Here is a 21,798-nt window from a genome sequence, read left to right as displayed (position 1 = left end):
GTGTGATGCGATTTATAGTAGCTTAATCGTTTCTGGAATGGTACAATAGAAAAGACGACTTTAGCAAGCAAGGAGGAGCTATCGTGTATAATCTTTTACTCACCGCTGTGATTGTCATTTCCATTATTATGGTGATCACGATCATGATGCAACCTAGTAAACAAAATAGTGCAGCAAGCGCATTTTCTGGCGGCGCAGATCAATTGTTCGGCAAGCAAAAAGCCCGTGGATTTGAAGCGGTCATGCAACGTTCAACAGCCATTTTGGGCTTTGTTTGGATGGTTTTGCTCTTTATTTTGGCTTATCTATCATCGAGTTAATCATTTTGTCCCTGAACCTCTCTTTGGAGAGGTTTTTTTTCGTTTGTCGGCTCTTTTTTTAATTGTAAATACCAATGTATTTTCATGAACTATGGTAGAATTGGACGTGAGGTGAAAGGAAAGAGATGAAAACATTTAATCAACCAAAACCAGTATTTGCGCGCAACGGAAAGCGGGCTGTCATTTTGTTTCATGCCTATTCAGGAAGCCCAAATGATGTTCGAATGCTTTGCCGCTTTTTAGAACAAAAAGAGTATACGGTTTATACACCGATGTTCAAAGGTCACGGAACCACCAATCCAGAGGATATCCTCACTCACAGCATGGAAACTTGGCAAGAAGACGCTGCTGCAGCAGTAGCGTACGTCAGAGCACAGGGGTATCAAGAAGTTGCTGTTTTGGGGTTATCGATGGGGGGAATCTTAGCCATGGATCGTCTCACAAAAGATGATACACTCCTCGGAGGCGGATTATTTTGTTCACCATTATTTGAAACGAACAATCAAGTGCCAGCCAACTTTGAAAAATATGCAGCCATGATCTTGCAATATTCTGATTTAGATGAAAGTCAGCAAAAGGCGATCTTGGCAGATGTTCCAACGAAAGTACGCCAGCAATTGGCTGGTATCGAAGCAGTTGGGCAAGAAACTGCTGCTAACCTATCACAAATCGAACAACCGGTTTTTCTCGCGCAAGCGGGGAAGGACCAAATGATCGATCCTCAAACGGTTTTTCGGACAGCTGCGGGATTGGCACATATTCCCTATACACTGCAATGGTATCCAGAGAGCGGTCATGTGGTGACGGTAGGACCAGAACGCAAAAAATTAGAGCAAGATGTGTTTGCATTTCTTGAAACACTGGCTTGGAAAGAGTGAGTAATGACAGAAAATATCAAAATAAAAATAGTTGACTACTTGAAAAACAGCAGTAAGAAAAGTTTTTCAATGGAAGAGATCGCTGAAGGCTTAGGTTTGCAAAAAAGTACTGACTTCAAAAATCTGGTTCAGACGGTTGCTGCAATGGAAAGAGAAGGCACTGTGATATTCAATAAAAAAGGGAAAGTCAAGTTACCAATGGCTCGGACACTGATTGAAGGAACGTTCCGTGCCAATGAGCGAGGCTTTGGTTTTGTTTCCCTAGATGATGAAGAAGAAGATGTCTATATTCCAAAGGAAGCAACAAATTATGCAATGGATGGCGATACAGTGTCTATCGACATTGTTCACGTAGCTGATCCGTTTTCTGATAAAGGTGCAGAAGGCAAAGTCATTGATATCAAGAAACGTGCAATCACACAATTGGTTGGAGAATTTACTTTATTTGATGAACGTGAGATCGAAGAATCAGATCTGTACGGCGTTGTCCAACCCAAAGATAAAAAACTGAGCGAGTTAAAAGTCTTTATTGGTGCCCAAGGTATTCGTCCAGTAGATGGCAGTATTGTGATCGTGGAAATCAGCCATTATCCTGAAAAAGGTTATGCCAAGAGTTTGGAAGGTCTGATCACAAAAGTCGTTGGACACAAAAATGATGTCGGTATGGATATCTTATCAATCGTTGTTGCTAATGGTATTCCAACCAAATTTGAAGAGGACACACTGGCAGCTGCGGATGCAGTACCCGACAAGATTGATCCAGCCGACTTTCCTGAGCGCAGAGATTTGCGAGATCAGCAAATCGTAACGATTGATGGTGCAGATGCAAAAGACTTGGATGATGCAGTTACAGTCAAGGCGCTGCCTGACGGTGGTTTTTATTTAGGTGTCCATATTGCGGATGTTTCTTATTATGTGACCCAAAATAGTCCGCTGGACAAAGAGGCATATGAACGGGGAACGAGTGTCTATTTGACTGACCGTGTGATTCCAATGATCCCGCAGCGCTTGTCCAATGGTATTTGCTCGTTAAATCCTCATGTTCCGCGCTTGACGATGAGCTGTGAAATGTGGATCGATCAAAATGGTCAGGTAACTGACTATCATATCTTCCAAAGCATTATTCAAACAACAGCCAGAATGACCTATCAAGCGGTCAATCAGATCTTAGAAGAAAGTGATCCAGAGGTGTCAGCAGCATATGAAGCGCTTGTACCTATGTTTCATGATATGCAAGCTTTGCATCAAGTATTGGAAACCATGCGTACCAAGCGGGGTGCCGTTTCGTTCGAGGATCGGGAAGCTAAAGTATTGGTGGACGGTGAAGGGCATCCGCAAGAGATTGTTCTGCGAGAACGGGGTGTTGGTGAACGGATGATCGAATCATTCATGTTGGCAGCCAATGAAACAGTTGCCCGCCATTTTGATCGGCTGCATTTTCCATTCATTTATCGTATCCACGAAGAACCGAAAGAAGAAAAAATGCGGCGTTTCTTTGATTTTGCTTCGGCATTAGGCATCGTTGTCAAACAGAGCAATGGGATGATCTCACCGAAACAACTACAACAAATCGTTGAAGACGTGGCGGACAAACCAGAAGCGATGGTCGTGAATACAATGTTGCTGCGCAGTATGCAGCAAGCCAAATATTCAGAGGAGAATGTCGGTCATTATGGCTTAGCAGCAGATGATTATACCCACTTCACCTCACCGATCCGCCGCTATCCAGATTTGATCGTGCATCGATTGATTCGCTCTTATACGGAAGATCCTTCAGAAACCAATCAAGACAAATGGGCCGCTGTTTTGCCAGATATTGCGCTTCATAGTTCACAAATGGAACGTCGCGCAGTTGAAGCAGAGCGAGAAGTGGACGCGCTGAAGAAAGCCGAATATCTAGCTGACAAAGTCGGAGAAGAATTTGATGGAATCATCAGCTCAGTAGTTAAATTTGGTTTATTTATTGAATTGCCTAATACGATCGAAGGCTTGATCCATATCACAGCCCTTAAGCAAGATTATTTCCATTATTTGGAAAATCATCTGGCGTTGGTAGGCGAACGGACAGGTATGACTTTTAAAATCGGTCAAAAGGTCAGAATCAAAGTGATTAAATCGGATCCAGAAACCAGAGAGATCGATTTTGAACTGGTAGAAGCTGAAGAAATTCCCAAATTGCAAGCACCAAAAGGAAAAAACAACAATCGTTCCCAACAGCCGCAACGGGCGCAAAATGGCAAAAATAAAGAAAATCGTAAACAAAGCAAATATCAAAAAGGACCCTCTGACAAGCGCAATGAGGGCAAAGGTAAGGGGAAAGCCAAGCCTAAGAAAAGCGGCAACAAGAAGAAAAAACCTTTTTACAAAGGAATCAAGAAAAAATAATTGGAGGGATGCTTCATGCCTAAAGGGGAAGGGAAACTAATTGCCCAAAACAAAAAGGCCCGCCATGACTACACGATTCTCGATACGATCGAAGCGGGAATCGTGTTGCAAGGAACAGAGATCAAGGCAATCCGTAACAGCCGAATCAATTTGAAAGATGGGTTTGTACGTCTAAGAAATGGTGAAGCCTTCTTAGTCAACGTCCATATCAGCCCTTATGAGCAAGGCAACATTTTCAATCATGATCCATTGCGGACCCGAAAGTTGTTGCTGCACAAAAAACAAATCGCTCGTTTGATCGGTGAAAGCAAGAATACTGGGATGACCATCATTCCTTTAAAAGTCTATATCAAAGACGGTTATGCCAAAGTATTGATAGGTTTGGCCAAAGGGAAACGCGAGTATGACAAGCGGGAATCTTTGAAACGTAAAGATCAGGAAAGACAAATCGACCGTGCTCTCAGAAATTTTTAATGATTGAAAGATTTCTTTCAGAATATCCTAGAGGTTATTGCTTTGAAAATCAAGTTAAATTTGGTAGCATTTAAGGGAAAGCTGTTGATATATCAAGCTTTTTCAATACGGTCATTATCCTCCATACGATAGGTGTTTTGATTGGATTTAGCAAATAGACTTTTTTGTCTAATTTTCTTGAAAATACTTTGAAATTTTCCAGTCATGGTGGTATGATACCGATTGTTATGAGAGGAAACGCATTGTAACACCAGATATTTTCTGGAGATGACAGGAAAAGAGGTGAGAAAGATTGGATGAAAAATCGCTCATGTTTCATATCGGTCCAGTATGGTTTGATGGAACAGTAGCAATGATGACAATCATTTCTTGTATAATTGTTTTTTTGGTGGTCTTTATTTGTTCTAGAAACTTGCAAATGAAACCGAAAGGGAAGCAGAACTTCATTGAATGGGTCATTGATTTTGTACGTAATATCGTTGCGGACAATATACCAGGATCTCAAGTGAACAACTTTCATTTGCTGGGTGTAACAATGTTTCTTTTTGTGTTTGTGGCAAATGAGATTGGTCTAGTAACAAAAATCGTGACCGCAGATGATATTACCCTTTGGAAAAGTCCAACTGCAGATCCGTTTGTCACGCTGACACTGGCTCTGATGATGATTGCGTTGACCCATTATTTTGGGGTAAAAACGCTGGGATTTAAAGGCTATTTGGTTAATTCATATTTGAAACCCGTGGGTTTCTTATTGCCTATCAAAATTATTGAAGAGTTTACAAATGTCATTACCTTAGGTTTGCGTCTATACGGAAATATTTTTGCAGGTGAAGTACTACTAGGCTTGATAGCAAATATGTTCACAAGTTTAGGTTGGTGGTCATTGCCTATTGTCATGCCACTTGAAATGATTTGGATTGGCTTTTCATTATTTATCGGAGCGATCCAAGCCTATGTATTTGTTACACTGACCATGGTATTTCTAAGCCACAAAATCGTGGCAGAACATTAATTCAAAAAACATACTTATTAGGAGGAAACAAAAATGAATTTTATCGCAGCAGGTTTAGCAATTATCGGCGCAGCAATCGGAGCAGGGTATGGTAACGGGAAAGTTATTTCACAAACAATCGAATCAATGGCACGCCAACCTGAAATGGCAGGTCAATTACGTTCAACAATGTTTATTGGGGTAGCGTTAGTCGAAGCTGTGCCAATTCTAGGTGTAGTTATTGCATTGCTTTTAGTCTTCCAGTAAGACGAAAGTGAAAAGGCAGAAACGAACAATTGTCCTCGTTTTTGCTTTTTTCTCATGAACCAAGGACTTTCAGAAAGGAAGAATCGTTATGCTAAATCAGTTGGTTATAGCGGAAGTACAAAATGCCATGCTTGGCAACATCATTGTTGTCAGTGGATCAATTCTTCTTTTGCTATTCTTATTGAAACACTTTGCATGGGATGCAATCAGCAGTATGATGCAAAAGCGGGAAGATAAAATCGCCAATGATTTGGATTCAGCGGAACAATCACGTTTGAATGCAGCCAAACTGGAAAAAGAACGCCAAGACAAATTGGCAAATTCTCACTCAGAAGCTGCGGAGATCATCAAAAACGCCAAAGATAGCGGTGAGTTGAGTCGGCAAAATATTTTGAGCGAAACCAAAGAAGAAGTGATTCGCTTGAAAGAAAAAGCCAATTCAGATATCACCCTTGAAAAAGAAACTGCATTAAAAGAAGTGAAAGATGATGTTGCAGAACTTTCTCTTCAAATTGCAGAAAAAATCTTAGGCCGCGAATTGACTCCCGAAAATCATGAATCCCTGATCAACCAATATATCGAAGGATTGGGTTCAGTCAATGAAACTCGATAAATTTACAGTCGGTAAACGCTATGGGAAAGCTTTGTTTGAACTGGCGATGGAAGAACAACGCTTAACAGAAGTTTATCAAGAATTGATGACATTGCGTCAGGTATACCAAGATTTGCCAGAATTTGGTCAAATCATTACTGACAATCATTTGGACATTCATGAAAAAAGAAAATTATTTGATCAATTGTTGAAAGGCTTTGACGGTACAGTCAAAAATTTCTTAGAAATTGTTTATGCATACAATCGGATGGATGATCTATTATTGATCATTGACGAATATGAACGACGTTTCGATGAATACCAAGGGTTAGTACTTGGAACTGTCACAACAGCTGTTGCACTTTCAGATGAACAAAAAACAGCGATTGAAGAACAAATTGCCCACAAACTTGGGTACAAACAAGCAAAATTAGAAGCAGCGATCGATCCTGAGATTTTAGGCGGTGTCATCGTTGAAGCAAATCATCAAGTAATCGATGGTAGTATAAAGAGCCAGCTGGATTATCTGCGTCAGCAAATGGGCAGATAAACAAGAGATAAGAGGTGAATCGGATGGCAATCAAAGCAGAAGAAATTAGTGCCTTGATCAAAGAACAAATCAAAAATTATCAAAATGAACTTTCTGTAGAAGAAATTGGTACTGTCACTTATGTAGGGGATGGTATCGCACGTGCCCACGGTTTAGAAAATGCTATGAGTGGAGAATTGCTTGAGTTTTCAAACGGTTCTTATGGTATGGCTCAAAACTTAGAATCAAATGATGTTGGTATCATCATCTTGGGGGATTTTGAGTCCATTCGTGAAGGTGACAAAGTAAAACGTACGGGTAAAATCATGGAAGTGCCTGTTGGCGATGCCTTGATTGGACGGGTCGTCAATCCTTTAGGTCAACCAATCGATGGTTTAGGCGAAATCGTAACAGATAAATCTCGTCCAGTAGAAGCCGCAGCACCAGGTGTCATGGAACGTAAATCTGTTGCTGAGCCAATGCAAACGGGTTTGAAAGCAATCGATGCTTTAGTACCAATTGGCCGCGGCCAACGGGAATTGGTGATCGGTGACCGTAAAACCGGAAAAACAACGATCGCAATCGATACGATCATTAACCAAAAAGGTCAAAATATGATCTGTATATATGTTGCGATCGGCCAAAAAGATTCGACTGTTCGTGCGCAAGTTGAAACCCTGCGCAGATACGGTGCGTTAGATTATACTATCGTTGTTTCTGCTGGTGCCTCTCAACCTGCACCATTACTTTATATTGCACCATATGCTGGCGCAGCGATGGGTGAAGAATTCATGTACAATGGCAAACACGTCTTGATCGTCTTTGATGATTTATCAAAACAAGCTGTTGCATATCGTGAACTTTCCTTGCTATTGCGTCGTCCACCAGGTCGTGAAGCTTATCCTGGGGATGTTTTCTACTTGCATTCTCGTTTGTTGGAGAGAGCAGCTAAGTTATCTGATGAACTTGGCGGCGGTTCAATGACTGCATTGCCTTTCGTTGAAACACAGGCTGGAGATATCTCTGCCTATATCCCAACTAACGTTATCTCCATTACAGACGGTCAAATTTTCTTGGAAAATGATTTGTTCTATTCAGGTGTCCGCCCAGCCGTAGCTGCTGGATTATCCGTTTCACGGGTAGGGGGCTCCGCTCAAATCAAAGCGATGAAAAAAGTAGCCGGTACATTACGTCTTGACTTAGCCAGCTATCGGGAATTAGAAGCTTTCACACAGTTTGGTTCTGATTTAGATGCTGCTACCCAAGCCAAATTGAATCGAGGCCGTCGCACGGTTGAGATCCTAAAACAAAAATTACATGAACCTTTGGCTGTTGAAAAACAAGTGGTGATTTTATACGCATTGACCCATGGATTCATTGACAGCATTCCAGTAAATAAAGTTTTAGACTTTGAAACAGCGTTGTTTGACTATATCGAAGCGAATGCGGCAACGATTTTTGACACGATCCGCACAACGAAAGACTTACCAGAAGAAAAATTGTTGGATGATACGATTAAAGCAGCCAAGGATATCTTCATGGCAAGCAACACATCACAGGTAACGACACAAGACAAAGTGACCACCATGGAAAACGCATAAAAGAGGTGAGAAAAGATGGCTGCTTCATTAAATGAAATCAAGCAACGAATTGCCTCAACAAAGAAAACCAGTCAAATTACAAATGCCATGCAAATGGTTTCTGCAGCAAAATTGACGAAATCTGAAGCCCACTCAAAACAGTTTCAAGTCTATGCAAATAAGGTGCGGGAAATCGTGACGCATCTAACGGCGCAACAGCTTTCCGACTTAGCGAGTTCTGGTCCCAAAGAAGGTGTCAATTATAACAGCATGCTGGTCAGTCGACCAGTGAAGCGAACAGGCTATATCGTCATCACTTCAGATGGCGGATTAGTCGGTGGTTATAATAGCTCAATTTTAAAACAAATGATGACGATGTTGGAAGAAGACCATGAGCAAAATGATGAGTATGTCATGATTGCTATTGGTGCAACGGGGGCTGATTTCTTCAAAACCAGAGGCATCAAACTGTCTTATGAATTACGAAATCTATCCGATCAACCAAGCTTTGATGAAGTACGCAAAATTGTGACTTTGGCTACGACGATGTACCAAAACGAAGTCTTTGATGAGTTATATGTTTGTTATAATCATCACATCAATTCTTTGACCAGCCAGTTTCGGGTTGAAAAAATGTTGCCAATCTCTGATTTGGATCCTGAAGAAGCAGAAAGCTATGAACAAGAATACTTGTTTGAGCCTTCAAGAGAAGCCATTTTGAATCAATTGCTGCCGCAATATGCGGAAAGTTTGATTTACGGTGCCATTGTTGATGCTAAAACTGCTGAACATGCTGCCGGAATGACAGCGATGAAAACAGCAACAGATAATGCCAAAAATATTATTGGGGACTTGACGATCTCGTATAACCGAGCACGTCAAGGGGCAATCACCCAAGAAATTACCGAAATTGTCGCGGGGGCATCCGCATTAGAATAGTTTCGAGAACGAATGGAGGAATACGAATGAGTTCAGGCAAGATTGTTCAAGTCATTGGTCCCGTTGTCGACGTGGAATTTTCTCTAGACCAATCCTTACCAGATATCAACAATGCGTTGATTGTATACAAAAAAGACGCCCATAAAACAAAAGTTGTTTTAGAAGCTGCGTTGGAGCTTGGCGATGGTGTGATCCGCACGATCGCTATGGAATCAACCGATGGATTACAACGAGGAATGGAAGTTATCGACACAGGCGCCTCTATTTCTGTCCCAGTCGGTACAGAAACATTGGGACGAGTATTTAACGTCTTAGGGGATACGATCGACTTGGAAGCACCATTTCCTGATGATGCGCCCCGTAGCGGGATCCATAAAAAAGCACCCAATTTTGATGAATTGTCTACAAGTACAGAAATTCTAGAAACTGGGATCAAAGTCATTGATTTGCTTGCACCGTATTTGAAAGGTGGTAAAGTTGGTCTGTTCGGTGGTGCCGGTGTTGGTAAAACCGTACTGATCCAAGAACTGATCCACAATATCGCCCAAGAACATGGCGGTATCTCAGTCTTTACTGGTGTCGGTGAACGTACCCGTGAGGGGAATGACTTATATAACGAAATGAAAGAGTCTGGCGTTATCGAAAAAACCGCTATGGTCTTTGGTCAAATGAACGAACCACCAGGTGCTCGGATGCGGGTGGCGTTGACTGGTTTGACATTGGCGGAATACTTCCGTGATGTAGAAGGTCAAGACGTATTGCTCTTTATCGATAATATTTTCCGTTTTACCCAAGCCGGATCTGAAGTATCAGCCTTATTAGGCCGGATGCCTTCAGCGGTTGGCTACCAACCAACTTTGGCTACTGAAATGGGACAATTGCAAGAACGGATCACATCAACCAAAAAAGGATCAGTAACGTCGATCCAAGCCATTTATGTACCAGCGGATGACTATACCGATCCCGCACCAGCCACTGCATTTGCCCATTTAGATGCAACAACGAACTTGGAACGTAAATTGACAGAACAAGGGATTTATCCTGCTGTTGACCCGTTGGCTTCTTCTTCCAGTGCCTTAGCACCTGAAATTGTCGGTGAAAAACACTATGAAGTGGCCACTGAAGTACAACATACTTTACAACGGTATCGTGAGTTGCAAGATATTATTGCAATTTTGGGGATGGATGAATTATCTGATGATGAAAAAACATTGGTAGGCCGTGCGCGACGGATCCAATTTTTCCTATCTCAAAACTTTCATGTGGCTGAGCAGTTTACTGGTCTGCCTGGTTCATATGTGCCAGTTGAAGAAACCATCAAAGGTTTTGCTGAAATTTTAGAAGGTAAGTACGATGATCTTCCAGAAGAAGCTTTCCGTAGTGTAGGCCGCATCGAAGACGTCATTGAAAAAGCGAAGAAAATCGGTTATTAATTAACCAGCCAATAAGAAAGAGGGGAACCTCATGGATCATTTTCTAACAGTGAATGTGGTGACACCCGCTGGTTTGGTTTACGATCACCATGCCAAAATCGTGGTCGCACGTACAACCGATGGTGAAATTGGTATTTTGCCGCAACATGCGCCGATTATCGTGCCGTTAGCCATTGATGAAATACGTGTCAAACGGGTCGATTCTGATACCCATGTAGACTGGGTTGCAGTCAATGGCGGTATCTTAGAGGTTCGTGACAATGTCGTGTCTATCGTGGCAGATAGTGCTGAACGTGATCGTGATATCGATGTTACTCGTGCTGAGCGTGCCAAGCAACGGGCAGAACGACAAATCGAAGAAGCAAAACAAGTCGAAGATATCGATCAGTTGCGTAGAGCAACTGTCGCATTGCATCGAGCCATCAACCGAATCAATGTGTCTAAACACTCGTAAAAAAAGCAAAGGCCATCGCCTTTGCTTTTTTATATTATAAGAAAACGTTTTAAAAACTTTTTAAAGACTTTTATCCGCTTTTTAAGGAAAGATTATTTTTTATATTTACGGGTTTGTGTTATGATAGTAACGTTCATAAAAAAAGGAGAAATGTCATGCAAGTATATGGAATCGATGCAATCATTCGAATCACTAGCCATCTAGCCTTCATTTATCTAGCCTTTTGGGCATTGCAGTCTATTAGAATCGAGGCTTTTTTTAAAGCTTTGCAGACGACGCAGATTCGTATGGTCATGGTGCTTTTGGCAATCGGTCTAGGGTATACCGCAAGTACGTTCTTTCTTGAACTTATCGCGCTTTGTCGCAATTTGTTTTTAATAGGATTTTAAGATTATCAATAATATATGCAAGTATACAAGGATTTGTGCTATAATTGGCAAGGTTTTGTGTAGGTTTTAATGCATTATTTGGAGGGAAAATAATGGAAGAAATGATCGTTCAAGGTGGTAATCGTCTCACTGGGAAAGTGAAGATCGAAGGCGCAAAGAATGCTGTTTTACCTATCTTAGCGGCAAGTCTGTTGGCAGAAGAAGGCACAACGACTTTAACAAACGTACCAATCTTATCAGATGTTTTAACAATGAGAGAAGTGATTCGACATCTAAATGTCGCAATCGATTTTAATAAAGAAACAAATACGATGACCATTGATGCATCGGATGATTTGGCTATTGAAGCACCATATGAGTATGTCAGTCAAATGCGTGCCTCAATTGTAGTTATGGGTCCATTATTGGCCCGAAATGGTCATGCGAAAGTTGCTATGCCTGGTGGATGTGCCATTGGCAAACGACCAATCGATTTACATTTGAAAGGATTTCAAGCTTTAGGTGCGAAGATCATTCAAAAAGACGGATACATAGAAGCAATCGCAAGTGAACTAAAAGGAAATAGCATTTATTTAGATTTCCCAAGTGTCGGTGCGACCCAAAATATCATGATGGCAGCTGTCAAAGCAAAAGGTACGACGATCATCGAAAATGTTGCCCGTGAACCTGAAATCGTTGATTTAGCGAATATCTTGAATAAAATGGGTGCCAAAGTTTTTGGTGCGGGTACTGAAACAATGCGTATTGAAGGGGTCGATCATTTGCACGCGGTCAGTCATTCGATCGTGCAAGATCGGATCGAAGCAGGAACTTTTATGGTAGCTGCAGCAATGACTGAGGGGGATGTGATCATCAAAGATGCCATTTCTGAACACAACCGTCCTTTGATTTCTAAGCTAACTGAAATGGGTGCAACCATCACTGAAGTGCCAGAAGGCGTTCGGGTCGTTGGACCAGCACAATTAAAAGCGACAGATGTCAAAACGATGCCTCATCCTGGATTTCCAACAGATATGCAAGCGCAAATGTCTGCCATCCAATTATTGGCAGCAGGTACAAGTGTAGTCAATGAAACGGTCTTCGAAAATCGGTTCCAACATCTTGAAGAAATGCGCCGTATGAATGCCCATGTCAAAATTGACGGCAATGTGGCAGTAATCGAAGGTGGGCACGAATTACAAGGTGCCTTAGTCTACGCAACTGATTTACGCGCAGCAGCAGCTTTGATTCTTTTGGGCTTGCGCTCAACTGGTCGCACGCGGGTGCGTAACTTGAAATATTTGGATCGTGGTTACTATAAATTCCATGAAAAATTACAACAACTAGGCGCAGATGTTGAACGGGTCTCAGATGCAGTTGAGGAAACGGCAGCAGTCACTGCATAGTTGAATAGGAGAGATAAAGGTGAACTTAAATCGCTATATATTAACTAGCTTAATGAAAATATTGTTGGTTATTTTAGGTGCTATTTTATTATTTCTAGCAGGAACGATGATTGGCTACGGCATTATAGGTGATGGCAGTCCCTTTAAAGTGTTCTCTCCAAGTCTTTGGAATCATATTTTAGAGTTTATGAAATAAGTATGCGACTAGGGCAAAGCAACCGCTTGGTCCTAGTTTTTTCATATCGATGTGATAGGATAGAAAAGGAAGATAATATGAGTAAATTATTGATTGGATTGGTTCGATTTTATCAACGCTTTATTTCGCCATTATTTCCCCCTAGTTGTCGATACTATCCGACTTGTTCAAGTTATATGATCCAAGCAATCCAAGTGCATGGACCGGCCAAAGGAACAGCAATGGGGATTTCACGAATCTTGCGTTGTCATCCTTTTGTCAAAGGCGGCATCGATTATGTGCCACGGAAATTTTCCTTGAAGCGCAATACTGAGGATGCTGAAAAGCCGGTCTATCGTTCTTATAAGCGTTGAGAATGGAGCAGCAGTGTGGGACAAAATGGAATCAGATGGTATCTGACCATAAGGAGTGAATCGTGTGATCCGCAAACTGAATGAAGAAGAGGACTATCCTTGGTCGTTGTTGCTTGATGCAGACCCAGATAAGGCCATAGTCGAAGGGTATCTCTATGAGAGTCAAGTGCTGGTTTATGAAGAAGACAAACGTCTGATCGGTATCGTGGTTTTTCAACAACATCAGGACGGATGGGAAGTTATGAATCTGGCAGTTGCATCCGATTGTCAAAACCGTGGGATAGGCAGACAGTTATTGCAAGCAGTTGAATCAACGATCGTGCGTGTGTGCAACCTGCAAAGTCCAATAACATTATGGATCAAAACCGGAGATATCTCTTCATCGGCCCGCAGTCTGTATCAAAGACAAGGGTTTGTTGTATGTAGTCGTCAAAAAGATTATTTTATCAAGCACTACGCCACACCGATCTATGAAGACGGTCAACAATTATTTGACCAGATAACCATGGTAAAAACACTCACTGACAGCTGACTAGTTCAGCTGTTTTTTTACACATTTTAAAGAAATCGCTTTCGTCAACAGCCCGCTTGCGGTAAAATGAAAGGTATAGACAATCTAAAGATAAATGAGGGAAATGTATGGCTATTTTAGTATTTGATATGGGTGGATCTGCAGTAAAGTATGGGGTATGGACAGGAGATGAACTGACCGAAAAAGGGAAATTTACTACACCAAAGACTTGGGAAGAAATGAAGATCCAATTAAAATCAGTCCAAGATAAAGTTGCAGGGGTGATTGAAGGTGTTGGCATCAGTGCCCCAGGGGCAGTCAACGCTGAAAAACGGCAAATCAACGGAATCAGTGCAATTCCATATATTCATGGTTTCGATATCTATAGCGAATTAGAAAACTTGTTCAATTTGCCTGTCACCATTGAGAATGATGCCAATTGTGCTGGCTTAGCCGAGTTTTATCAAGGTGCCGGCAAAGGATTTGAAGAAGCGGCTTTTGTGGTCATCGGTACAGGGGTAGGTGGTACCTTGATCCACCATGGACAGTTGATTCGTGGTGCGCATCTCTATGGTGGTGAATTTGGATTGATGATCTTAGATCAAGGGAAGACTTTTTCACAGTTAGGCACAGCCGTGCAAATGGCGTGGCGTTATTGTGATCGAATGGGCATCGAGCGGGATACGATTTCTGGGGAAGAGGTCTTTACGCGTAGTGAATCAGGCGACCCGATCGCAGCAGAAGAAGTCGATAATTTTTATCGCTATTTGGCGCAAGGGCTGTTTAGCATCCAATTTGCATTTGACCCAGAAGTCATTATTATCGGAGGCGGTGTCAGTGCCAAAGAAGGTCTATTGACAGAAGTTGAGCAACGTCTATCACAAATGTTGTCGGCACAAGGATTGAATGATTTTAAACCACTGATCAAACTGTGTGATTATCGGAATGATGCCAATTTGGTTGGGGCAGCAGCAAATTTCTTGGCGCAAAATGAAACTGTGAGATGATGTGTATCTGGGGTGTAGAGGCAATAAAGTAAGTGGTAAAAGAAACAAAAGTTTTAACTAGCTTTTGTTTCTTTTTTTTATGAAAAACGCTGCCAAAGGTATAAATTCAATGTTTTCTACGATACTGGTTGTGTTATGGTAAAAAAAACCAAATAGAATAGATGAAATATTCTGATAATTTGTTGACTTTTCTCTCGTTTTTGCGTATATTTGATAACATATCTAGGGGATGTAAAGGAGAGGATCATAAATGAAAAAGAAATTTGCATTTTTATTTGCGAGTTTGTTTCTACTAACAGCCTGCAGCGCAGGACCAACTGGTGGTTCATCAAGTAGCGGTTCAGCGGATGGGGGCAATAAACAAGAAGGTGACACAATCAAAATTGGTGTCAATTTAGAATTATCAGGTGCCGTAGCTGCGTATGGTTCTGCTGAAAAAGACGGAATCGATTTAGCGGTTGAAGAAATCAATGCTGCTGGCGGGGTTTTAGGCAAAGAGATTGAAATCGTATCTAAAGATAACAAATCTGATAACAATGAAGCTGCAACAGTAGCAGCGAACTTAACAACCAATGATAAGGTCGTAGCAATGATCGGGCCAGCAACTTCTGGTGCGACGAAAGCAGCTTTGCCAAACGTAACGAAAGCACAAGTACCATTGGTGACACCATCTGGTACGGATGATGCGATCACTGTCAGCAGTGATAAAGTCCAAGGCTTTGCTTTCCGCTCATGTTTCCAAGATAGTTTCCAAGGAACGATTTTAGCCAAGTATGCCCAAGATAATTTGGATGCGTCTAAAGCAATCATCTTAGGTGATAATTCAAGTGATTACGCAATCGGATTGACCGAAGCCTTCAAGTCTAGCTATACTGGCGAAGTTGTTATGGAAGAAAACTTTACCGAAGGAGATAAAGATTTCCAAGCTGTTCTGACAAAAATCAAGAATGCAGATTTTGATGTCTTGTTTATTCCAGGATATTATACTGAAGCTGGATTGATCATCAAACAAGCAAGAGAATTAGGTATTGATCAACCAATTATTGGTGCCGATGGATTTGGTGATGAGAAAATGGTGCAAACGGCTGGTGCGGAAAATGTATCTGATGTGTATTATACAGGTCACTTCTCAACCAATGCGCCTGCCAATGACAAAGTAGAACCTTTTGTTGCCGCATTTAAAGAAAAATTTGGCAAAGAGCCATCCGCTTTCAATGCATTGGCTTACGATGCAGTCTACATGATCAAACAAGCCATTGAGGATCAAGATTCTGCAGATTCAACAGCAATCGCAACGGGATTGTCTGAATTGAAAGACTTCCAAGGTGTGACAGGTGAAATTACAATGGATGCCAACCATAACCCGGAAAAATCGGCAGTTGTATTAGGATTAACAGAAGGAAAAGAAACGTCAGCTGATACAGTAAATCCTTAAACACGAAACGATAAAGCAACAAACAATGACTGAGGCAAGCCAGCAACGGTTGTCTCAGTTTCTTTTCTCTATCATAGCAAGGTAGTACATACAAAAAAATATTGGATGTGAGCATATGGAAATGATGATCCAGCAATTGATCAACGGCTTGTTCTTGGGTAGTATCTATGCCCTACTCGCTCTGGGCTATACGATGGTCTATGGTATCATTAAATTAATCAATTTCGCCCATGGTGAAATATATATGATTGGTAGTTTTATTGGGTATTTTTTGATCAATCAATGGCAGTTGGGCTTTTTCCCAGCATTGTTTATCTCAATGATCGCTAGTGCGGCTTTAGGGGTCACCATCGAGTTTTTGGCGTATCGACCATTACGTAATTCTACTCGGATCTCGGCATTGATCACAGCAATCGGTGTCTCTTATTTTTTACAAAATATCATGATCTTTTTCTTCTCAGCGGATGTACGTCCTTTTCCGCAAGCCATTGCGCGTAAGACGTATGCGATTGGCTTTATCGAAGTCAGCAATATTCAATTATTGATCTTGGCGGTTTCCTTGACATTGATGATTTTGCTGCAATTGATTGTCAAAAAAACCAGAATGGGAAAAGCGATGCGGGCGGTAAGTGTGGACGCAGATGCCGCACGATTGATGGGGATCAATGTCAATCGAACGATTTCATTCACCTTCGCATTGGGTTCTGCTTTAGCTGCCGCTGGTGGAATGCTGATTGGCTTGTATTATAATTCAATTGATCCAACGATGGGCGTCGTACCTGGTCTGAAATCATTTGTAGCCGCTGTTTTAGGTGGTATTGGTATTATTCCTGGTGCTGCACTAGGCGGTTTTGTGATTGGCTTGATTGAAACGACCGCGACAGCATTAGGGTTTTCAGATTATAAAGATGCTTTGGTTTATGCAATTTTAATAATTATATTGCTTGTTCGTCCGGCAGGGATTTTAGGCAAAAATATCAAAGAGAAAGTGTAGGTGGTCAGAATGAAAAAAAATATTAAATATAATTTGATTTGGCTCGCTCTGGCAGCCATCGTTTACTTTGGTTTATTTGCGGCTTATAACGGCGGGATGATCAACTTGTTCTCAGATGCTATTATTGTCAATATCGGGATCAATATTATTTTGGCAGTCGGCTTAAACTTGATCATCGGTTTTTCGGGACAGTTCTCATTGGGACATGCAGGATTTATGGCAATTGGTGCCTATGCGGGTGCGATTCTTTCCGCCAATAATCCAACGTTTGGCGGGTTTATCAGTGGTCTCTTGGTCGGGATGCTGGTATCAGGTTTTATCGCGCTAATCGTAGGTATCCCAACGCTACGTTTAAAAGGGGATTATCTAGCAATCGCAACATTAGGTGTTTCTGAGATTATTCGTATTTTGTTGATCAATTTACGAGGATTGACCAATGGACCAGCTGGTATTTTTGGGTTACCGCAATTCAGCAATTGGCAAATTGTCTTCATCTTTGCGTTTTTATCGATTCTTGTGGTATCGAATTTCATTCATAGCGGACCTGGACGTGCTACCTTGGCGGTACGAGAAGATGAGATCGCGGCTGAATCAATGGGTGTCAATACAACCAAATATAAAGTCATCGCCTTTGTGATGGGGGCAGTCTTGGCGAGTATTGCGGGTACATTATACGCTAGCTATCAACAATCAGTCTTTCCAAAGGATTACGGGTTTATGAAATCGATCGATGTATTGATCATTGTTGTCTTTGGTGGATTAGGCAGTACAACTGGAGCAGTTGTATCAGCCGTTGTCTTAGGTATCTTAAATATGTACTTGCAAGGCTTCTCTGACTTGCGGATGATCATTTACGCATTGGCATTGATCATCATTATGATCTTCAAACCAAGCGGTCTATTAGGTACATGGGAATTCTCAGTAAAACGTTTGGTGGATAAATTCTGGAAAAAGGGGGACGACAAAGATGCCTCTATTAGAAGTTAAAAGCTTGACCAAAAATTTTGGCGGTTTAGCGGCTGTGTCCCATGTTGATTTACATCTTGAACACAATGAACTCGTTGGGTTGATTGGCCCTAATGGCGCTGGTAAAACGACCTTGTTCAATTTGCTGACCGGGGTCTATGAACCGAGTGAGGGAGATGTGCTGCTGGAAGAGCAAGGCAAACCAGTTCGCTTAAATGGCCAAAAACCATACAAAATCGCTGATTTAGGACTTTCAAGAACTTTTCAAAATATTCGTTTGTTCAAAGACTTAACTGTGATGGACAATGTCTTGATTGCCATGAACAGCAAACACAACGAAGGATTTTTTACTAGTATTTTACGTTTGCCTAAGTTTTATCAAAATGAAGATAAGATGAAGGGAAAAGTCTTAGATCTGTTGCGAATCTTCGGGTTAGATGGCAAAAGTCAAACGTTAGCCAAAAATTTGCCTTATGGAGAACAGCGTCGATTAGAAATCGTGCGGGCGTTGGCAACCGAACCAAAAATCTTATTTTTGGATGAACCTGCAGCCGGCATGAACCCGCAAGAAACCGCCGACTTGACCAAACTGATCTATCAAATCCAAAAAGACTTTCAATTGACGATCTTATTGATCGAACATGACATGAGTTTAGTTATGGAAGTGTGCGAACGAATCTATGTGTTAGAATATGGACAAGTCATTGCCCATGGACAACCAGAAGAAATCAAAAATAACCCGCGGGTGATCGAAGCGTATTTGGGAGGGGAAATCTGATGCTGAACATTCAAAATCTAAGCGTGCATTATGGCATGATCCAAGCCGTTCATGACGTGTCCTTCCATGTAGAAAAAGGTGAAATCGTCTCTTTGATTGGCGCCAATGGTGCAGGGAAAACAACAATCTTAAGAACAATCTCAGGCTTGATTCGGCCGTCCAAAGGCAGTGTGACCTTTGAAGGAAAAACGATTGAAAAAGAAGCACCGCAAAAAATCGTGGCTTCAGGTTTATCTCAAGTCCCAGAAGGTCGGCATGTCTTTCCTGGTTTGACTGTCCAAGAAAATTTAGAGATGGGTGCTTTTTTACGCAAAGACAATGAAGTCAAAGCGGATTACGAGCAGGTCTATCAGAAATTCCCTGTATTGAAAGAACGCTTGTCACAAGATGCCGCAACTTTGTCTGGTGGGGAACAACAAATGTTGGCTATGGGGCGTGCCCTCATGTCTAAGCCACGGTTGCTGCTATTGGATGAACCATCTATGGGATTAGCACCGATTTTTATCAAAGAGATTTTCTCGATCATTCAAGAAATCAAAGAACAAGGTACGACAGTCTTGTTGATTGAACAAAATGCCAAAATGGCACTATCGATCGCTGATCGCGGTTATGTACTTGAAACCGGAAAAATCGTGTTAGAAGGCACAGGTCAAGAGCTGTTGGCCAGCGATGAAGTCCGCAAAGCATATCTAGGAGGGTAAAAAGATGAGTGTAAGTGATTTTATGACAAAATCGGTCGTGACTGTCCAGTCGCAAACACCGATTTTTGATGCAGTTGATTTAATGAAACAACATGATATTCATCGCCTGCCAGTCGTTGACAACAATCAATTGGTCGGTTTGATCACAGAAGGGACGATTGCAGAAGCGATGCCGTCGAAGGCAACTAGCCTAAGCGTCTATGAAATGAACTATCTGTTGAATAAAACCACAGTGGCTGATATTATGTTGAAAAAAGTGACGACAGTTGCACCGGATGCCTTATTGGAAGATGCCATTTCTTTAATGCGGGGAGAAAATGTAGGGGTCTTGCCGGTACTGGAGGATAAGCAGCTGGTTGGTATCATTACCAATAATGATATTTTTGATGCTTTCCTAAAAATTACAGGGTATCATGATGGCGGAACCCGAGTGTCGATCGAAATCACCGATGACCATGTCGGTGTTTTAGCTGATGTCACGAAACTATTGGCGGATCACCAGTTAAGTATTCTGACAGTTGTGGTCAACCGGATGGCATTAAAGACGATTGTTGAGATTCAATTGGAATCAAGACAAGTCGATGAAATCAAACGTGTGCTTAATGAAGCAGGATATATTGTCATCAGTGCCGTATTGACCAATCAAGCGTAAGCTCCACCAAAGTATGCCAATCAATTATGGCATACTTTTTTTGTTTTCAAATGAGATTTGCTTTTGCTTTTCACGATTTTCTGGTAGAATAATGAAGTGCTTGAGAAGAGAGGTGTCAGACATGTCTAAAAAAAATAAAGATATCGAAGTGCGGATCGAAGAAACCAATAAAACAATTCACGGGAAAGATTATACCGTCAATCAATTGTTCATCGGTAAGAAAATGATCGGCGAAATCATGACAATGGGACCAAAAGAGTTTCAAAGCTTTTTAGGGGATGAAGATTTAGGTGCCAGCAGAAGTTTAGAAACGGCTATCGAAACGGTCATTCGTCAATGGAATTTACATGATTAATTTCTAGAAAAAGTTGCATTTTGCTCTTGCAATTTGTTATCTTTTTCGGTATTATAACTATTGTCAGGTTTTTGAGAAAGCTTTTGGAGGAGTAGCGAAGTGGCTAAACGCGACGGACTGTAAATCCGTTCCTTAGGGTTCAGTGGTTCGAATCCACTCTCCTCCACCATTTATTGGGGTATAGCCAAGCGGTAAGGCAACGGACTTTGACTCCGTCATGCGTTGGTTCGAATCCAGCTACCCCAGTCAAGAATGATTCAGTGAAAAAAGCAGCGATTGTTATCGTTGCTTTTTTCGTTATTTATTACAGATTTTTCTCATGCAGATCAAGCGCTATAAGTTGAAGATTTTTTTTATTTGCGATAGGCTTAAAGAAAAGAGTACAGGAGATGGAATAATGAAATTTAAATTGAATATCAAAGATAAAGTCACTGAAGCCGCAGAGCATGTATATGATGTCATGAAAAAGAATGAGTATGTCATCAATGTAGCCCCTAAAGGCATTAAAGTAAAAAAACAACGCCAAACACAAGACACGATCAAATGGCGGGCGAAAAATCATTAACAAGTACTGCAGATACAGTAAAAAAACTGCCACTGGCAGTTTTTTTAGTCTTCGATCTCAATCCCCAAAACTGTTAAATGGCCGTTTGCTACCAACTTAATGACCAGCTTCGCCAGTTGATTTGGCGCCATGGTCGTTTCGGCTGTCAACCACCAATGCAAGGTGCCCACAAAGATCGATGTGATATATTCAATAATAAAGTCAAGAGGGACTTCGATGTCACTTTCAGTGATCCGAAGCGATGAGAAAATCTTGTCATAGCGTACAGTGAGTAGAACACCTAACTTCCTTCTAATGATCTCAATTGCAGCGCCATCTAAAATCGTCAAGTAAAATTGACGATTTTCATGGATATGTTTGAAAATATTGGTCATGGTCACTTCTACTTTTTTTAATTTGATCCGATTCCCTTGAACCAAGTCTTCCAAAGAAAGAATCTCAGTGAAAGAATCTAGTGCCAAATCAAAGATACGCTCATATAGATCTTGTTTGTCTTTGTAATGGGCATAAAATGTGGCCCGATTGATCATTGCTTCGTCAGCAATGTCTTGAACGGTCACTTGTTCATAGCCTTTTTTTTCAACTAAATGGATAAATGCTTCCACAATTAATTTGTTGGTACGCTGTACGCGAAGATCAGTCTTTTTCACATGTGAACTTCCTCTCAAT

The 21,798-nt window shown here is 41.4% G+C and carries 27 protein-coding genes and 2 tRNA genes; 28 read left to right on the top strand and 1 reads right to left on the bottom strand.

The window, feature by feature from the left end; genetic code table 11:
* Window positions 1-83: 83 nt before the first annotated feature.
* From secG to IGI41_RS11360, 28 genes are all read left to right on the top strand, one after another.
* Window positions 84-320 (top strand): preprotein translocase subunit SecG, encoded by a 237-nt coding sequence (gene secG, locus IGI41_RS11495; RefSeq protein WP_430609903.1) that lies wholly within the window; start codon window positions 84-86, stop codon window positions 318-320.
* 125 nt (window positions 321-445) lie between these two features.
* On the top strand, window positions 446-1,198 hold the full coding sequence (locus tag IGI41_RS11490) for an alpha/beta hydrolase (protein WP_430609902.1): 753 nt from the start codon (window positions 446-448) through the stop codon (window positions 1,196-1,198).
* A gap of 3 nt (window positions 1,199-1,201) precedes the next feature.
* A complete protein-coding gene (rnr, locus tag IGI41_RS11485) occupies window positions 1,202-3,583 on the top strand; it encodes a ribonuclease R (protein ID WP_430609901.1) in 2,382 nt (793 codons plus the stop codon).
* A 15-nt stretch (window positions 3,584-3,598) separates the two neighbouring features.
* A complete protein-coding gene (smpB, locus tag IGI41_RS11480; RefSeq protein ID WP_054115473.1) occupies window positions 3,599-4,057 on the top strand; it encodes an SsrA-binding protein SmpB in 459 nt (152 codons plus the stop codon).
* A gap of 292 nt (window positions 4,058-4,349) precedes the next feature.
* Complete coding sequence (atpB, locus tag IGI41_RS11475; RefSeq protein WP_430609900.1) at window positions 4,350-5,069, top strand: F0F1 ATP synthase subunit A; 720 nt, start codon at window positions 4,350-4,352, stop codon at window positions 5,067-5,069.
* Window positions 5,070-5,102: 33 nt separating this feature from the next.
* The gene (gene atpE / locus IGI41_RS11470; protein ID WP_430609899.1) at window positions 5,103-5,315 is read left to right on the top strand and encodes an ATP synthase F0 subunit C; all 213 of its coding nucleotides are present in this window, start codon (window positions 5,103-5,105) and stop codon (window positions 5,313-5,315) included.
* A gap of 88 nt (window positions 5,316-5,403) precedes the next feature.
* Window positions 5,404-5,928 (top strand): F0F1 ATP synthase subunit B, encoded by a 525-nt coding sequence (gene atpF / locus IGI41_RS11465; RefSeq protein ID WP_430609898.1) that lies wholly within the window; start codon window positions 5,404-5,406, stop codon window positions 5,926-5,928.
* Window positions 5,915-6,457: an ATP synthase F1 subunit delta gene (gene atpH, locus IGI41_RS11460; RefSeq protein ID WP_430609897.1), complete on the top strand. Its 543-nt coding sequence runs from the start codon at window positions 5,915-5,917 to the stop codon at window positions 6,455-6,457. The genes atpF and atpH overlap by 14 nt, the downstream gene beginning before the upstream one ends.
* 23 nt (window positions 6,458-6,480) lie before the next feature.
* Window positions 6,481-8,037 (top strand): F0F1 ATP synthase subunit alpha, encoded by a 1,557-nt coding sequence (atpA, locus tag IGI41_RS11455; protein ID WP_430609896.1) that lies wholly within the window; start codon window positions 6,481-6,483, stop codon window positions 8,035-8,037.
* 15 nt (window positions 8,038-8,052) lie between these two features.
* Entirely contained in the window at window positions 8,053-8,955 is a 903-nt protein-coding gene (locus IGI41_RS11450) for a F0F1 ATP synthase subunit gamma (protein WP_430609895.1), read from the top strand.
* 26 nt (window positions 8,956-8,981) lie between these two features.
* Window positions 8,982-10,388 carry a F0F1 ATP synthase subunit beta gene (atpD, locus tag IGI41_RS11445; RefSeq protein WP_430609894.1) on the top strand — a complete coding sequence of 469 codons (1,407 nt, stop codon included), beginning with the start codon at window positions 8,982-8,984 and terminating at the stop codon, window positions 10,386-10,388.
* A 31-nt stretch (window positions 10,389-10,419) separates the two neighbouring features.
* Window positions 10,420-10,842, top strand: a complete 423-nt coding sequence (locus IGI41_RS11440; protein ID WP_430609892.1) for a F0F1 ATP synthase subunit epsilon — start codon at window positions 10,420-10,422, stop codon at window positions 10,840-10,842.
* Between the two features lie 155 nt (window positions 10,843-10,997).
* Window positions 10,998-11,231, top strand: coding sequence for a DUF1146 family protein (locus IGI41_RS11435; RefSeq protein WP_430609891.1), 234 nt, complete (start codon window positions 10,998-11,000; stop codon window positions 11,229-11,231).
* 92 nt (window positions 11,232-11,323) lie between these two features.
* Window positions 11,324-12,616, top strand: a complete 1,293-nt coding sequence (murA, locus tag IGI41_RS11430) for a UDP-N-acetylglucosamine 1-carboxyvinyltransferase (RefSeq protein WP_430609890.1) — start codon at window positions 11,324-11,326, stop codon at window positions 12,614-12,616.
* A 19-nt stretch (window positions 12,617-12,635) separates the two neighbouring features.
* A complete protein-coding gene (locus tag IGI41_RS11425) occupies window positions 12,636-12,812 on the top strand; it encodes a DNA-directed RNA polymerase subunit beta (RefSeq protein WP_430609889.1) in 177 nt (58 codons plus the stop codon).
* A 77-nt stretch (window positions 12,813-12,889) separates the two neighbouring features.
* A complete protein-coding gene (gene yidD, locus IGI41_RS11420; RefSeq protein WP_430609888.1) occupies window positions 12,890-13,165 on the top strand; it encodes a membrane protein insertion efficiency factor YidD in 276 nt (91 codons plus the stop codon).
* Window positions 13,166-13,229: 64 nt separating this feature from the next.
* Entirely contained in the window at window positions 13,230-13,697 is a 468-nt protein-coding gene (locus tag IGI41_RS11415; protein WP_430609887.1) for a GNAT family N-acetyltransferase, read from the top strand.
* A gap of 107 nt (window positions 13,698-13,804) precedes the next feature.
* Entirely contained in the window at window positions 13,805-14,683 is an 879-nt protein-coding gene (locus IGI41_RS11410; RefSeq protein WP_430609886.1) for an ROK family protein, read from the top strand.
* Window positions 14,684-14,933: 250 nt separating this feature from the next.
* The gene (locus IGI41_RS11405; protein WP_430609885.1) at window positions 14,934-16,118 is read left to right on the top strand and encodes an ABC transporter substrate-binding protein; all 1,185 of its coding nucleotides are present in this window, start codon (window positions 14,934-14,936) and stop codon (window positions 16,116-16,118) included.
* Window positions 16,119-16,233: 115 nt separating this feature from the next.
* Window positions 16,234-17,112 (top strand): branched-chain amino acid ABC transporter permease, encoded by an 879-nt coding sequence (locus IGI41_RS11400; protein ID WP_430609884.1) that lies wholly within the window; start codon window positions 16,234-16,236, stop codon window positions 17,110-17,112.
* Window positions 17,113-17,121: 9 nt separating this feature from the next.
* Entirely contained in the window at window positions 17,122-18,099 is a 978-nt protein-coding gene (locus IGI41_RS11395) for a branched-chain amino acid ABC transporter permease (RefSeq protein ID WP_430609883.1), read from the top strand.
* Complete coding sequence (locus IGI41_RS11390) at window positions 18,080-18,856, top strand: ABC transporter ATP-binding protein (RefSeq protein WP_430609882.1); 777 nt, start codon at window positions 18,080-18,082, stop codon at window positions 18,854-18,856. Before IGI41_RS11395 ends, IGI41_RS11390 begins: the two co-directional genes overlap by 20 nt.
* Window positions 18,856-19,557 (top strand): ABC transporter ATP-binding protein, encoded by a 702-nt coding sequence (locus IGI41_RS11385; RefSeq protein ID WP_430609881.1) that lies wholly within the window; start codon window positions 18,856-18,858, stop codon window positions 19,555-19,557. The genes IGI41_RS11390 and IGI41_RS11385 overlap by 1 nt, the downstream gene beginning before the upstream one ends.
* A gap of 4 nt (window positions 19,558-19,561) precedes the next feature.
* On the top strand, window positions 19,562-20,209 hold the full coding sequence (locus tag IGI41_RS11380; protein WP_430609880.1) for a CBS and ACT domain-containing protein: 648 nt from the start codon (window positions 19,562-19,564) through the stop codon (window positions 20,207-20,209).
* A gap of 121 nt (window positions 20,210-20,330) precedes the next feature.
* Window positions 20,331-20,564: a DUF2969 domain-containing protein gene (locus IGI41_RS11375; protein ID WP_430609879.1), complete on the top strand. Its 234-nt coding sequence runs from the start codon at window positions 20,331-20,333 to the stop codon at window positions 20,562-20,564.
* 85 nt (window positions 20,565-20,649) lie between these two features.
* Window positions 20,650-20,733, top strand: a tRNA-Tyr gene (locus IGI41_RS11370).
* 5 nt (window positions 20,734-20,738) lie between these two features.
* Window positions 20,739-20,810, top strand: a tRNA-Gln gene (locus IGI41_RS11365).
* 151 nt (window positions 20,811-20,961) lie between these two features.
* The gene (locus IGI41_RS11360) at window positions 20,962-21,129 is read left to right on the top strand and encodes a hypothetical protein (protein ID WP_430609878.1); all 168 of its coding nucleotides are present in this window, start codon (window positions 20,962-20,964) and stop codon (window positions 21,127-21,129) included.
* A gap of 44 nt (window positions 21,130-21,173) precedes the next feature.
* Here the strand turns inward: IGI41_RS11360 and IGI41_RS11355 are convergent, their stop codons facing one another.
* Complete coding sequence (locus IGI41_RS11355) at window positions 21,174-21,779, bottom strand: TetR/AcrR family transcriptional regulator (protein ID WP_430609877.1); 606 nt, start codon at window positions 21,777-21,779, stop codon at window positions 21,174-21,176.
* Window positions 21,780-21,798 lie beyond the last annotated feature (19 nt).

Source organism: Enterococcus sp. DIV0876, assembly GCF_050529585.1.
GTDB lineage: Bacteria > Bacillota > Bacilli > Lactobacillales > Enterococcaceae > Enterococcus_D.
This window is presented reverse-complemented; position numbering and strand designations above follow the sequence as displayed.

What these genes read in the sequence shown, in the direction of transcription:
- IGI41_RS11490 (WP_430609902.1), top strand. Translation starts at nt 446, where the DNA reads ATGAAAACATTTAATCAACCAAAACCAGTATTTGCGCGCAACGGAAAG.
- rnr (WP_430609901.1), top strand. Translation starts at nt 1,202, where the DNA reads ATGACAGAAAATATCAAAATAAAAATAGTTGACTACTTGAAAAACAGC.
- smpB (WP_054115473.1), top strand. Translation starts at nt 3,599, where the DNA reads ATGCCTAAAGGGGAAGGGAAACTAATTGCCCAAAACAAAAAGGCCCGC.
- atpE (WP_430609899.1), top strand. Translation starts at nt 5,103, where the DNA reads ATGAATTTTATCGCAGCAGGTTTAGCAATTATCGGCGCAGCAATCGGA.
- atpF (WP_430609898.1), top strand. Translation starts at nt 5,404, where the DNA reads ATGCTAAATCAGTTGGTTATAGCGGAAGTACAAAATGCCATGCTTGGC.
- atpH (WP_430609897.1), top strand. Translation starts at nt 5,915, where the DNA reads ATGAAACTCGATAAATTTACAGTCGGTAAACGCTATGGGAAAGCTTTG.
- atpA (WP_430609896.1), top strand. Translation starts at nt 6,481, where the DNA reads ATGGCAATCAAAGCAGAAGAAATTAGTGCCTTGATCAAAGAACAAATC.
- IGI41_RS11450 (WP_430609895.1), top strand. Translation starts at nt 8,053, where the DNA reads ATGGCTGCTTCATTAAATGAAATCAAGCAACGAATTGCCTCAACAAAG.
- atpD (WP_430609894.1), top strand. Translation starts at nt 8,982, where the DNA reads ATGAGTTCAGGCAAGATTGTTCAAGTCATTGGTCCCGTTGTCGACGTG.
- IGI41_RS11440 (WP_430609892.1), top strand. Translation starts at nt 10,420, where the DNA reads ATGGATCATTTTCTAACAGTGAATGTGGTGACACCCGCTGGTTTGGTT.
- IGI41_RS11435 (WP_430609891.1), top strand. Translation starts at nt 10,998, where the DNA reads ATGCAAGTATATGGAATCGATGCAATCATTCGAATCACTAGCCATCTA.
- murA (WP_430609890.1), top strand. Translation starts at nt 11,324, where the DNA reads ATGGAAGAAATGATCGTTCAAGGTGGTAATCGTCTCACTGGGAAAGTG.
- yidD (WP_430609888.1), top strand. Translation starts at nt 12,890, where the DNA reads ATGAGTAAATTATTGATTGGATTGGTTCGATTTTATCAACGCTTTATT.
- IGI41_RS11410 (WP_430609886.1), top strand. Translation starts at nt 13,805, where the DNA reads ATGGCTATTTTAGTATTTGATATGGGTGGATCTGCAGTAAAGTATGGG.
- IGI41_RS11405 (WP_430609885.1), top strand. Translation starts at nt 14,934, where the DNA reads ATGAAAAAGAAATTTGCATTTTTATTTGCGAGTTTGTTTCTACTAACA.
- IGI41_RS11400 (WP_430609884.1), top strand. Translation starts at nt 16,234, where the DNA reads ATGGAAATGATGATCCAGCAATTGATCAACGGCTTGTTCTTGGGTAGT.
- IGI41_RS11395 (WP_430609883.1), top strand. Translation starts at nt 17,122, where the DNA reads ATGAAAAAAAATATTAAATATAATTTGATTTGGCTCGCTCTGGCAGCC.
- IGI41_RS11390 (WP_430609882.1), top strand. Translation starts at nt 18,080, where the DNA reads ATGCCTCTATTAGAAGTTAAAAGCTTGACCAAAAATTTTGGCGGTTTA.
- IGI41_RS11385 (WP_430609881.1), top strand. Translation starts at nt 18,856, where the DNA reads ATGCTGAACATTCAAAATCTAAGCGTGCATTATGGCATGATCCAAGCC.
- IGI41_RS11380 (WP_430609880.1), top strand. Translation starts at nt 19,562, where the DNA reads ATGAGTGTAAGTGATTTTATGACAAAATCGGTCGTGACTGTCCAGTCG.
- IGI41_RS11375 (WP_430609879.1), top strand. Translation starts at nt 20,331, where the DNA reads ATGTCTAAAAAAAATAAAGATATCGAAGTGCGGATCGAAGAAACCAAT.
- IGI41_RS11360 (WP_430609878.1), top strand. Translation starts at nt 20,962, where the DNA reads ATGAAATTTAAATTGAATATCAAAGATAAAGTCACTGAAGCCGCAGAG.